Source organism: Pectinatus frisingensis (genome assembly GCF_015732285.1).
GTDB lineage: Bacteria > Bacillota > Negativicutes > Selenomonadales > Selenomonadaceae > Pectinatus > Pectinatus frisingensis.
The window spans coordinates 84,811-97,873 of record NZ_WIQU01000046.1 but is presented as its reverse complement, the minus strand read 5'-3'; the positions used below and the strand labels follow the sequence as shown (position 1 = coordinate 97,873).

Below are 13,063 nucleotides of genomic sequence, written 5' to 3'. Positions count from 1 at the left end.
TTTATTTTTTATTCATAATTAATTAAAATTTATTGTATTTTATAATATAATGTCCTATTATGTGAATAAGCAGCAATATCATGCCGGTTTACCAATCACATTTTACAAAGGAGCTATTTAACGTTGAATTATAATGAGATGCAAAAACAGTTAAAATGCAGACTCAACAATGACCATCGTTATGTCCATTCGCTAAGTGTCAGCAATACGGCAGTAAAACTGGCCAAGCGCTTTCATATCTCGGAAGAAAAAGCCAAAGTGGCGGGGCTTCTGCATGATTGTGCACGCGAAATTCCCACTGGTTCACTCATTGATGAAGCCAGAAAACATCATATAAAGATTTATACAATAGATGAATACCAACCTATCTTGCTGCATGCACCATTAGGAGCTGCGATAGCCCATGAAAAATACGGTATTACCGATTCCGGAATTCTGAGTGCCATAGCTTTACATACCATTGGTAGGGCGGAAATGACTGATTTAGATAAAATCATTTACCTGTCCGATATGGTTGAGCCCCATCGTGATTATGATGGTATCGACGAATTCCGCAGTTTTATGGCAGTAAATGATCTCAATACGATAATGATTGCGGCTTTTGATAAATCAATATCATTCATTATTGCTAAAAAACAGATGATTCATCCGCAGACTATCCTTGCCCGCAATTTTTTGTTAGAGCAACAGAAAAAATATGGCAAATAAACGATTTCCCTCCTCAACAGGACGAACAAGGAAAACAGTCAAACGGAGAAGACGTCGTCCTAAATTAGGGCGGATAATTATATTTTTAATCATCATCGCACTTATTTTGGCGGCAATGTTCCAGGCACTTCGTTTTGCTTATGGTCAAAGCACTGAACTTTATACGTATGCAGCTGGACTTTACAAAAACTACCAAAGTACCAGAAAATCTGCCCAACAGGAAAAACCTGCCCCAGTACCTGAGTTTAATAATGCAGATAATATTCTGTTTATTGGTATCAATAAATCAACCTATACTGACATTAATGCCTATGCCGACGCGTTGTTCATTTTTCATGTAGATCACAGCAATGGTTCGTTATCGATTTTGTCTATTCCTCGCAATACCGCAGTACCCCTGAACAATACTATCGTTCCAATAGGCTCTTTCCAACAAAACGGTATTGACCAAACACTGGGAGCGGTATCTAATCTGGTAAATTTTCGTATCCGTCAGTACATCATTATGGATGAAACTTCTTTAGTAGATTTTATCAACGCTTTTGGCGGTATTGACCTATATGTAGGCAGCGATATGGATTATGATGATCCTCAAGGTAATATCTCAATTCATCTTAAGAATGGCTATCAGCATCTTGATGGCAGACAGGCACTGGGATATCTCCAGTATCGCAGTGATGATCTGGGTGATATCGGACGCTCAGAAAGGCAGGAAATTTTTTTGAAATCATTTTATACTGAAACTCTTACAGTAAATTCCATTCCTAAAATTCCTGGTCTTGTGAATATATTGAATAACTCTTTATACACTAATATCGATTTATTCAGTTTGACAAATTTAAAAAATTATATCTGGCTGATTAAAAATAACACCGTCACAGTTAAAACATTACCGGGAAAATTTTCCTCTGATGGTAAATTATGGCAGCCAAATTCAGAACAAATAAATGATACTGTGACCCAAATGCTCTCAAATGGCAATTAATGTCATGTTAATTTTTATGAATAAAATTTAAAATAAATAAATTCAAATCAGAAAGGTATGATTTTTATAATTAATATCAAATCCGACAGCAAACGGACTTCACTTGATAAAAGCAAGTTAATTACCAATGCAGCCAGTGACAAAAAAGCAGAGAAAATCCTGTTAATGGATATGAAGGAACTAACTACGGCAACTGATTATTTTATTGTCTGTCACGGCGGATCAACTATACAGGCCCGCGCTATAGCCGATAATATTGAAGATCAGCTGAAATTAGCAGGTGAACAGCTTCTGCACCGTGAAGGATATAAATCCGGTGAATGGATTTTATTGGATTACGGCGATTGTGTAGCACATATTTTTACCGCAGAAAGTCGTGAATTTTACGGGTTGGAAAACCTTTGGGGAGATGCCCATGTCACACATTATGAATGATAATGATACCGCCTCTGCAAGGCAGCTGAAACCCAGTACAGTTGCTACATTAAAAGCTGTACGACAAAATGATATGGGAGTTTTTCTGGACGCCCGGACCGGCAACACATCTGACGATATTTTATTGCATAAGACCCAGCAGCTTTCTCCGGTAAAAATTGGTGATACAGTGACAGTCTTTCTTTATAAAGATCCTAAGGGACGTCTTACTGCCAGCATGCGGGTTCCACAAATGAAGGAAGGACAAATTGCCCGTCTTAAGGTCATAAATATATCAAAAGACGGCGCTTTCCTTGATGCCGGCGCTGAACGAGGTATTTTCCTACCCTATGCCGGAACTCGCGGTAATCTGCAAATAGGCGAATTTGTCTGGGCTAAACTGTACACTGATAAATCAGGACGCCTGGCAGTCACCATGAAAGTTGAAGATGAAATACGCCGCGCTTCCAAACCCGCTATTGATGTAAAAGTCGGCGATATTTTAGAAGGATCTGTATATAATTTAACAGAACAAGGTGCATTTGTTTTTACTACTGAACGTTATATTGCTTTTGTTGCCGAAAAGGAAATGCCCCAGCACCCTCACGTAGGTGCCAATGTAACTATACGTGTGACATATCTACGTGATGACGGCCGTCTAAATGCATCTTTGCGCCCGATAAAAGAAGAAGCAATAATAACAGATTCTAACGTTATATTACAAGAACTTATCGCCCACAATGGTAAAATGCCCTACAGCGATAAAACTCCTCCCGAAATAATCAAGGAACGTTTCAATATCAGTAAGGCAGCTTTCAAAAGAGCCGTAGGACATCTGCTTAAAACCGGTACCGTCACAGAAGAAGATGGCTGGCTGTTTTTACACAATATGAAAAAATAAAAATCTTTTAGAAGGATTTAAGGTAAAAATCACCGAATTATCAGGTAAAGTTATATTATATTTTAGCTCACTATTATCGCCCTAATGAATTTGTGACTTAAAATCGGAGGTATGAACATGCAGAAAATAGAGGCAACCGCGTTGGACAGCAGTGACAACAATAAGGGGATTCTTTTAGAAAGCGGCACAAACGAATTTGAAATTGTGGAGTTTGACATTGGTGAAGTTCACTACGGCATCAATGTAGCCAAAGTACGTGAAGTCATCACTAAAGTTCCTGTAACGGCCATGCCGTCAGCACATCCTTATGTCGATGGATTATTTACCTTGCGCGGCAAGGCCATCCCATTGGTAAATCTATCCAGAGCAATAAAAGCAAAGGGCAGTGATGATCCTAAAAATATTATTGTAACAGAAATCAATAATTATACTATTGGTTTTTTAGTTGATAATGTTTCCCGCATACATCGCATTTCCTGGGAAAATATGGAACCGGCACCGGAAGTAGGCAATGAAGCCATGGTAGTCGGAGTAATAAAAATGCCTGACAAAATCGTATTATTACTTGACTTTGAACGTATTATCGCTGAAATAAATACGGAAATCAACCAAAAATTATCCACTGTCGACAAAGTTACCGCTCCTATCGAAGCCAGACGCCGCACTAAGCATATCGTTGTGGCTGAGGATTCAAGAATGCTGCGTGACTTACTGGTTGAAACGCTCCATAATTCTGGTTACGAATTTGTCCGTGATTTCAATAACGGCAAATCGGCCTATGATTACTTAATAAGTTTAAAGGACGCCAATGGTCCGATTGAAGAACAAGTTACCGCTATAATTTCCGATATTGAAATGCCTCAGATGGATGGTCATCGCCTGCTTAAACTGGTTCGGGAAGACAAAGTACTTGCCAATGTTCCTTTAATATTATTTTCTTCTTTAATAAATGAAGAAATGCGCCAAAAAGGTGATAGGTTAGGTGCAACTGCTCAAATCTCCAAACCGGAAATAGGCCAGTTAATAAACATTATGGATCGTATTATATTTAAAGATTGATTCCACTATCGATGGAAATGCTTCATCCGAAAGTTTATACTATTAGGATGGGGCATTTTTTTTATTCCTGTACGAATGAATATTTTAGCATAATTTACAAATTTAAATTTGTCTTTGAATTATTTTAAGCACAAATTAATAATATTATGTTGTCCAGGGGTAGAAAAAATCATAGAAACAAGTTATAATAGCACAGGGAGATTCCTCTCAGAGAATAAAAATATTCATCATATAAACATGGAGGACGTAAATGCGTAAAAGAAGACAAGTCATAAATAATAAAAATACCGGGTTTTTCCTGGTAAAAGAAGATATTCTGCCAACAGCAATAAAAAAGACCATAAAGGTAAATGAAATGTTGAAACGCGGTGAAGCTTCCACTATCAATGAAGCTATAGCTTCAACTGGTTTATCACGCAGCGCTTATTATAAATACAAGGATTCTGTCTTTCCTTTCTATGAAGCAAGTTTAAATAAAATAGTCTCCATTTCATTTATGCTTGATCATAAGAAGGGTGTGCTGTCGAATGTACTCAATATCATTTCCGCTGATTCCGCTAATATTCTGACAATAAACCAAGGATTACCTTTACAGGGAATGGCCAATGTGACATTGTCCGTTGAAACTGAAAATATGAGCATAGACCTCGAAGCACTGCTTGATAAACTGCGTGTCATCGATGGCGTACGTCGGCTTGAAATAGTTGGGCAAGCTTAAACTGCTTATTTTTTGAAAGGATATTCTGCCAATGAGTGAGATTATAAAAATAGGTCTTTTAGGCTGTGGTACAGTCGGTACAGGTGTAGTTAAGGTATTACAAGAAAATATGCACGAAATACTTCCCAAAGTGGGAGCGGAACTTAAGATTACTCATGTACTGGTACACAATCTCAGCAAAAATCGTCATCTGCCTGCTGATATCAGCCTGACTGATGATATTAATGACATTCTCAATGATTCCAATGTGGAAATAGTCGTTGAATTACTCGGTGGGATACATCCGGCGCGTGAGTATATGCTCAAGGCTATGCAAGCCGGTAAAAATGTCGTAACCGCCAATAAAGATGTGGTTGCCCAATTTGGCAAAGACATGTTTGCCGCAGCAGAAAAATATAATGTTGATTTTATGTTTGAAGCCAGTGTCGGCGGTGGCATACCGATTATTACACCACTTAAACAATGTCTTACCGCCAATAAGATCACCGAAGTAATCGGTATAGTAAACGGCACCACCAATTATATGCTTACCAAAATGAGTGAAGAAAATGCCTGCTATGATGATGTATTAAAAGCAGCTCAGGAAAAGGGTTATGCCGAAGCCGACCCCACAGCGGACGTTGAAGGACTTGATGCCGCCAGAAAAACAGCGATTCTTGCTTCAATAGCTTTTAACAGCCGCGTCGATCTTGACAAAGTATCAACTGAAGGTATCACTAAAATAACTCCACAGGATATAGCCTATGCCAAAGAACTTGGCTATACAATAAAACTGTTATCTGTATCAAGAGAAAATGAGCTGGGCATTGATGTACGGGTTCATCCGGCGCTGCTGCCGCAGACTCATCCTCTGGCTTTTGTGCGTAATGAATTCAATGCGATATTTGTAAGGGGTAATGCTGTCGGAGAAACAATGTTTTATGGCCGCGGCGCAGGACAGCTGCCTACAGCATCAGCAGTCATTGCCGACATAATTGATGTTGCCAGAGACATAATAAAAAACCGTTTCGGACGTATCGGCTGCACCTGTTATGAACATAAACCTTTTTGTCCGATAGAAAAAACTATTTCTTCTTACTATGTTCGTTTATTAGTCGATGATCAACCCGGTGTACTAGGTACTATTGCTATGGCTTTCGGTCAGACTGGTGTAAGTCTGAATGCCGTAATTCAAAAGAGAAAAGTCGATACATGCGCTGAAATTGTGGCCATAAGTCATGAAGTGCAGGAAGAAAAAATTCGTAAGGCTGAACAAACGCTGAATAATTTACCGGCAGTAAAGAAAATATGCAATATAATCCGCGTCGAACCTCCGACCAGTCAGGAGATATGATGGCAACCAAAAGCAAAACAGTAAAAGTGCGCATACCAGCTACAACAGCTAACTGCGGCCCCGGCTTTGATTCTTTGGGTATCGCTTGTGATATATATAATATTCTGGAGCTTACACTTTACAGTGAAAATTATCTGCATATAGAAATTTCCGGGGAAGGCACTGAGTACATTCCTACCGATGATAAAAATCTGGTCTGGAAAGTCATTAAGGATCTGATTGATATAACCGATGCACCATATAAGGGTGCTTATATAAAAATGCACAATGCCATACCGCTTTCACGTGGCCTGGGCAGCAGTGCTGCCGCTATAGCAGGAGGATTGTCGGCCGCTAATTATGCGCTGAATGAACCCCTTGATAAAAATGGCCTGCTGAAACTGGCTGCTTCGATTGAAGGACATCCTGATAATGTCGCACCTGCTATTTTCGGCGGTATAACGATAAGCTTTAAAGATGCCGATGATATCAGGACTTTTTCCTTTCTGCCCAAGCTTGCCCTAAAAATGATCGTGACAGTTCCACAATTTTTTTTATCAACAAAAAAATCGCGCAAGGTTCTGCCGGAGAAAGTAACATTAAAGGACGCTGCCTTCAATATTAGTCATGTTGCAGCATTAACGGCAGCGCTTTGCACGGGCAACGCTGCCGTCTTATCATATGCTTTTGCTGATAAACTGCATCAACCATACCGAGCCTGTCTGATTCCCGGTATGTGTGAGGTATTCACGGCAGCCAGACAGGCAGGTGCGTTAGGTGCAGCAATAAGCGGTGCCGGGCCATCTCTCATTGCTTTTGCTACAGAAAATGAAGATCTCATAGGACAAGCCATGGTACAGGCATTTGCCGAGCATAATGTGGATTCCTATTATATGGCCCTAAACATCGACAATACTGGTGTCTGTCTTATTTAGCAACATCTTTGAACAACAAATGTAATACCAATCGTTATCTTTACATACAATGTTAATTTATCCCATTCAATGGGGCTGTCACATAAACAGCACTGACCTCATAAAAATGCAATCCGTTACGCTATGTAGTCTCCCGCTCTTTGAAGTGTGGAAAAAGAAACGGCATACTTATTTATGAATGCAGATGTTTACGTGTATACAGCCCCATTGCTGTATCAAAATAATCTTTTGGAGGAACCTGCCTTGACTGAAACCACTTTTATAAAAAAAATTAATGATAACAATGGCGAAGTATATATTGTCGGTGGCTGGGTAAGAGATATGATAGCCCATAATATTCCAAAAGACAAGGATTATGTAATATGCAAAATGACCGAAATTTTGTTTTGCCGGCTTTTCCCTCAGGCCCAAAAAGTCGGCAATGCATTTCCCGTCTATTTAATGAACATTGACAATAAACTTTGTGAAATTGCTTTTGCCCGCAAAGAAAAAAAACAAGGTCACGGCTATAAGGGATTTACTGTAAATTATGATGCTGATTTAACCATTGAAGATGATTTACTGCGCCGTGATACCCGTATAAACAGCATCGCTTTAAAATTGCCGGAAAGGACTCTTATTGATCCCTTCAACGGCGTTTATGACATAAAAAACAAAATCATCCGTGCCGTATCCAGCCACTTTCAAGAAGACCCCGTGAGAGCGTTGCGGGCAGCGCGTCAAGCTGCTGAATTCAATTATATAATCGACGAACTCACTTTACAGCAAATGCAAGACTGCGCTGCCGAACTACTTTATGAACCCAGTGAACGTATTATCAATGAACTATCCCGGGCACTGGCCGCCAATAAACCCTCCACATTCTTTCGTTATTTACAAAAAGCAAATTTACTGACAGTCACTTTTCCCGAGATTGCCGCCTTGATTGGTCAAACCCAGCCTGTTATCTATCATCCCGAAGGTGATAGTTTTGAACATACTATGTTGATTTTAGACAAAACAGCATTGCAAACGACTGATATTGCTGCCCGTTTTGCCGCCTTAGCCCACGATTTAGGCAAGGGACTTACACCACAATCAATGCTTCCACATCATTACGGACACGAAAAATCCGGCCTGCTTGTTTTGCAAAAATGGAACAAGCGGATAATTCTGCCAAAACGTTGGTATAACAGTGCTTCTTTTGTTATCAGTGAGCACATGCGTGCCGCACATCTTACTAAACCGGGTAAAATAGCCGACTTACTTTTATCGGCTGAAAAAAATCCACTTGGCATTGATAATTTTTCCATAATAATACATGCGGACAATAAAAGTCTGCCATGTTATCTTGAAGACAGCAAACTGATTTTAAAATTATTTCATGAAATTGATATAAAAAAATGCCCCGCAAATCTGCGGGGCAGACAAATTGGCCAATGGCTGCACCAACAACGTGTTAACATTTTAAACACTTATCTGCAGCAATATAATCAACACTGAATTACTTGTCATCAAACTTTAAATTTCTGAACAGCAGACTGTAGTTTTTCAGCCAGCTTCGCCAGATTACCGCTAGCTGAAGCTATCTCTCCTACAGTCGCTGATTGTTCTTCAGTAGCCGCTGAAATATTCTGTGTTTCAGCAGAGGCCTTTTTGCTTTCCTTATCAATGGAATCTACTGCATCGACAACATTTCGTGCGTGTGCCGTCACTTTTTCTATAGCCGAAGATATGCCCTTAATTTGTGCTGTCATATCATTTACCTTATGAAGAATCTGTTCAAATTTTTCACCGCTGTCTGACACAATTCCTGTCCCATTATCAACTTCTTTTTTACTGTCATCCATATAAACAACAGCACTATCAGTATTTGACTGTACTTCACCAATTAGTTCTGTAATGCGTTTAGCGGCTTCTTGAGACTGTTCGGCAAGTTTTCTTACTTCCTCAGCAACAACAGAAAATCCTTTTCCCGCTTCCCCTGCTCCCGCCGCTTCAATAGCGGCATTTAAAGCCAATAGATTAGTCTGTCTGGCAATATCTGATATAACATCAACGATCTGCCCTATTTGTTTTGATTTTTCTTCTAATGCACTGATAACTTTTGCTGTGTCATTGGTTTTCCCTTCAATAATACTCATTTGATTTACTGCATGTTTTACTGAAGCTTCCCCCTTGTCAGCCGCTGTTGCTGTTTGGTTGGCTGATTGTGATAAGGTTTCGGCATTATCGGCAACCTTCGCAATCGCTATGGAAATCTGCTTTACGATACTATTGGCCTTATCAGTCAAATTCAGCTGTTTTTCTGCCCCATCAGCTACCTGTGTAACTGATCCTGCAACCTGATCTGATGCCTGTGCGGATTGTTCGGCACTAGCCGATAATTCTTCCGCCGACGCAGCCAATTGATTTGCCGAGGTATGAATTTTACTGATAAGCTCGCGCAAACCAGTTTTCATCATCATTAAAGACCTGCCCAGCTGCCCTATTTCATCATTATGGTAATTCGAAATTTGATTTCTTTCCGTAAAATTACCCTTGGTTAATTCTTCTACTTCTTTTACTAATCCATTCAACGGAATTGCAATATAGCGTGATATTAAAAAACCCAGTCCTCCTGATAAAATTATGGCTAACAGAGTAACTACTATGCTTGCCCAATTATTGAATAATGTAATTTTTTTCCCCTGCGCATTTTCCTGTTGTGCCATTTCAGTATCATAAGCGGCTAAATCATCTAATGTTTTATTTATTATTGTCAAATGCGGTGCAGCATTTTGCTTAAAGTACAACATAGCATTATCCTGGTTGCCGGCCATCGCCATTGTCAGGGATTTCTGCCATACTTCACGGTAAATCCGGGTTTCTGTTTCAATTTTATTTACAGCATCTTTTTCTGCAGCATCAAGATCTAATTTTTGATATTTAGCCAAGAAATCCATATAATTTTTTTTGTGTTCATTAAGGTCAGCAAGCGATTGCTGCTGTTCAGTTGAATCTTTACTCAAAAATATATAATACGTGAGTGCTTCATTATTGCGGCTTTCAGCCCGAGCCGAATCCAGCCACTGAATAGGCTGCAACCGGTCATTATACATATTATCCAGCTTATCAGAAAGACTGGTACTGGCGTAATGCCCCATATATCCTACTATAATTATAAATATCACCGTTGAAAAAACTAAAAATCCCAATTTCGTTTTAATTTTCAAATCAGCTAATAAGTGCATCAGTAAAATTCCCCTTACATATAAAGTTAAAATAATTTATATCTTTAAATTAAATAGTTTATTGTAGATAAATACTCTCATAATATAGGTATATCACAATATACCTGACATTGTCTATTAATTTTACATTGACCAGCCGTAATATCCATCAAAGCCGCCAAATTTTTTTCACTTTCAATTGTATCGAACAAAGCCGTATATTTCACTTTATCTGCATATTCCTTATTAACAATAATAATTTTATTTTTATCTGAATAATTTTCTATATTTCCAACAAATTCATAACCGAAAGATATAACTATTTTTTCAAATGGAATCCTCTTTACAATAATCGCTTGAGACAGTACAAGCGACACCGCATGGCTATACGCCCTGATTAATCCGCCGGCGCCTAATTTTATACCGCCAAAATAACGCGTTACTACCACTGTAACATCAAAAATATTTTGTTTTTGCAATACTTCCAGCATCGGATGGCCCGCTGTTCCCGACGGTTCACCGTCATCATCAAATTTTTGTTGCCTGCCGTCTGCACCAATAATATAAGCACTGCAATTATGCCGTGCGTCCCGATATTTTCTTTTGATGCTCTCCGTATACTCTACAGCTGAAATTTCTGAATCTGTTCTGCTTATATTCGCTATAAAACGCGATTTATTGACATCGTGCTCACAAACAGCACTATGTGCTATTGTTTTATATGCTCGTAATTTATTTGTCCTTATCATATATATACCTTAATTTAATTATTCATTAATTAATAACAACTAATTTAGTATACCATACATTACACAATATTATATCCATTAAATTTACCATATTAATTTCACCGTCATCTATTTTAAACTCGTCCATTTATAGCTAATATATGTCGCCACAATATTTTCGTTTTTTTTTGTATTTTTTATAGTAATAATTAATTTTTTGTAGTATTATCTCAATTGTACTAAATAAAGTACGCTGATTATATTAATAACCTTAATGTAATCAGTAAAAAAAGGTTGTGTTAATATTAATGAATGAACCTACTATGCATCGCTCGCTGAAAAACAGACATTTGCAGTTAATTTCATTAGGCGGCATTATCGGCAGCGGCTATTTCCTTGGTACCGGTTATATATTGGAAAAAGCCGGACCCGCCTCTATTTTAGCCTATCTGCTCGGCGGACTTATCGTTTTTTGTGTAATGCTTTGTTTAGCCGAATTGGCTGTTGCTAAACCAATATCCGGTTCTTTTGTAAACTATGCCAATGATTATATTTCACCCACATGGGCCTGCGGTGTTGGCTGGGCTTACTGGCTCAATTGGATTGCCTATGTACCTTCAGAAATGATTGCTGCCGGGATAATAATGCATAACTTTATTCCACAGATTGGTCAAGTAAGCTGGGCCATAATTTTCGGTCTGTTAATAACGTCAATAAATATTTTCAGCGTAGGAAAATTCGGTGAAAGTGAATTTTGGCTTGCCCTGATAAAAATTATTGCGCTAGTGATATTCAGCTGCACAGCTTTAGCTATCTGCCTGGGCATCATCGGCGGACATTATATCGGCACATCGATTCTTTTAGATAATGGCGGATTCGCCCCTAACGGTTATTGGTCCATTCTCATCACAATGGTAATCATCCTGGTAAATTTTCAAGGTTCAGAAATAATCGGTTTAGCTGCCGGTGAATGTAAAGAACCAGAAAAAAGCATACCTATTGCTGTTCGCAATGTCAGCTGGCGTATAATCGCTTTATACATCATTCCGGTTTCACTTTTAATTTCAATTCTTCCTTGGAATCATGCAGGGCTTACAGAAAGTCCTTTCGCCGCTGCTCTACGGGAATATGGACTTAATCAATTGGCTTCTTTTTTCGCTTTCGTCGTACTGACAGCTGCAATTTCCTGTTCAAATTCCGGTCTTTACGGAAGCGGCCGAGCTCTTCAAGCATTAGCGAAACTCAATATGGCTCCCAAGTGGCTGGGACGACTCAATCACCATGGCATGCCGCAGAATTCTATTTTTGTTTCCATTATTGGCTGTTGGTTGATTATTTTGCTATACACCTATGATACCAGTTCATTAGCATACACTTATCTGTTGGCCGTTTCCGGTTTTACCGGTGCAATGGCCTGGATTTCCATTTGCTGGAGCCAGTATAACTTCCGCTGCCGTTTAAAAAAAGCCAACCTTGTCCATACTTTAAAATATAAAACCCCATTTTTCCCTTATCTTACTTTATTTGGCATCTGGATACAGGTATTATGCCTGATTGTTATGCTGTTTACCAGTGATCTGCGCTCCGCTTTATATACCGGACTGCCAATGATGATAATCCCTATGATATGGCATAAGCTCCGCCACAGCAAAAAAAATTCCTCCATAAATAATAATACTGCAAAACAGACATTTCATTAAAATTTTTAACTATAATAAAATACTCTGGTGACAAAAGCTTTGATATTCTACCTCCAGATAGGACAGTAAAAAAATACATTGTCCTGTCTGGAGGTGTTTTTATGCCACATAAGAGTAAAATTGACCTGAAATTGAAATAACGGTCTGTAGGAATATCATTGATGGAAAATCATTATCAATGTGCCGGACTAAAACGCTTCGAGAATGGATGTCTGGTTATCGCAATAAAGAAATGGCCGTCATAAAATTATCAGTTACCATAAACTGATTGTATGCGATCCGCGGCTATATTCACTGCTACAACTTTGAACGTTTACAACGTCACTTAATACCCTGCAAGTACCCTAGTCAGCACAAAGCCGCAAAAAAACAGTTCATCCTTACGGATGAACTGCAAAGAATTCCCACTGTT

Annotated in this window: 12 protein-coding genes; 10 read left to right on the top strand and 2 right to left on the bottom strand. The window is 38.8% G+C overall.

Going from position 1 to position 13,063, the window contains the following annotated elements; translation table 11 throughout:
• The first annotated feature begins 123 nt into the window (after window positions 1-123).
• From yqeK to I6751_RS08690, 9 genes are all read left to right on the top strand, one after another.
• Window positions 124-708 (top strand): bis(5'-nucleosyl)-tetraphosphatase (symmetrical) YqeK, encoded by a 585-nt coding sequence (gene yqeK, locus I6751_RS08730; RefSeq protein WP_196591621.1) that lies wholly within the window; start codon window positions 124-126, stop codon window positions 706-708.
• Window positions 698-1,693: an LCP family protein gene (locus I6751_RS08725; RefSeq protein ID WP_196591620.1), complete on the top strand. Its 996-nt coding sequence runs from the start codon at window positions 698-700 to the stop codon at window positions 1,691-1,693. The genes yqeK and I6751_RS08725 overlap by 11 nt, the downstream gene beginning before the upstream one ends.
• Window positions 1,694-1,750: 57 nt before the next feature.
• Window positions 1,751-2,128, top strand: a complete 378-nt coding sequence (rsfS, locus tag I6751_RS08720) for a ribosome silencing factor (RefSeq protein ID WP_196591619.1) — start codon at window positions 1,751-1,753, stop codon at window positions 2,126-2,128.
• Complete coding sequence (locus I6751_RS08715; RefSeq protein ID WP_231037942.1) at window positions 2,109-3,008, top strand: CvfB family protein; 900 nt, start codon at window positions 2,109-2,111, stop codon at window positions 3,006-3,008. Before rsfS ends, I6751_RS08715 begins: the two co-directional genes overlap by 20 nt.
• A gap of 117 nt (window positions 3,009-3,125) precedes the next feature.
• Window positions 3,126-4,067, top strand: a complete 942-nt coding sequence (locus I6751_RS08710; RefSeq protein ID WP_196591618.1) for a chemotaxis protein — start codon at window positions 3,126-3,128, stop codon at window positions 4,065-4,067.
• Window positions 4,068-4,317: 250 nt separating this feature from the next.
• Window positions 4,318-4,785 (top strand): ACT domain-containing protein, encoded by a 468-nt coding sequence (locus I6751_RS08705; protein WP_196591617.1) that lies wholly within the window; start codon window positions 4,318-4,320, stop codon window positions 4,783-4,785.
• Window positions 4,786-4,816: 31 nt separating this feature from the next.
• Window positions 4,817-6,118, top strand: coding sequence for a homoserine dehydrogenase (locus I6751_RS08700; protein WP_196591616.1), 1,302 nt, complete (start codon window positions 4,817-4,819; stop codon window positions 6,116-6,118).
• Complete coding sequence (gene thrB / locus I6751_RS08695) at window positions 6,115-7,032, top strand: homoserine kinase (protein ID WP_231037941.1); 918 nt, start codon at window positions 6,115-6,117, stop codon at window positions 7,030-7,032. Before I6751_RS08700 ends, thrB begins: the two co-directional genes overlap by 4 nt.
• Before the next feature lie 243 nt (window positions 7,033-7,275).
• Complete coding sequence (locus tag I6751_RS08690; RefSeq protein WP_196591655.1) at window positions 7,276-8,514, top strand: HD domain-containing protein; 1,239 nt, start codon at window positions 7,276-7,278, stop codon at window positions 8,512-8,514.
• Between the two features lie 11 nt (window positions 8,515-8,525).
• Here I6751_RS08690 and I6751_RS08685 read toward each other — a convergent pair whose 3' ends face one another.
• Together I6751_RS08685 and I6751_RS08680 are read right to left on the bottom strand one after the other, a co-directional pair.
• Window positions 8,526-10,244, bottom strand: a complete 1,719-nt coding sequence (locus I6751_RS08685; RefSeq protein WP_196591615.1) for a methyl-accepting chemotaxis protein — start codon at window positions 10,242-10,244, stop codon at window positions 8,526-8,528.
• A gap of 77 nt (window positions 10,245-10,321) precedes the next feature.
• A complete protein-coding gene (locus tag I6751_RS08680) occupies window positions 10,322-10,972 on the bottom strand; it encodes a YigZ family protein (RefSeq protein WP_196591614.1) in 651 nt (216 codons plus the stop codon).
• Window positions 10,973-11,259: 287 nt separating this feature from the next.
• Here I6751_RS08680 and I6751_RS08675 point away from each other — a divergent pair, with 287 nt between their 5' ends.
• Complete coding sequence (locus I6751_RS08675; protein WP_196591613.1) at window positions 11,260-12,651, top strand: amino acid permease; 1,392 nt, start codon at window positions 11,260-11,262, stop codon at window positions 12,649-12,651.
• Window positions 12,652-13,063: the final 412 nt, after the last annotated feature.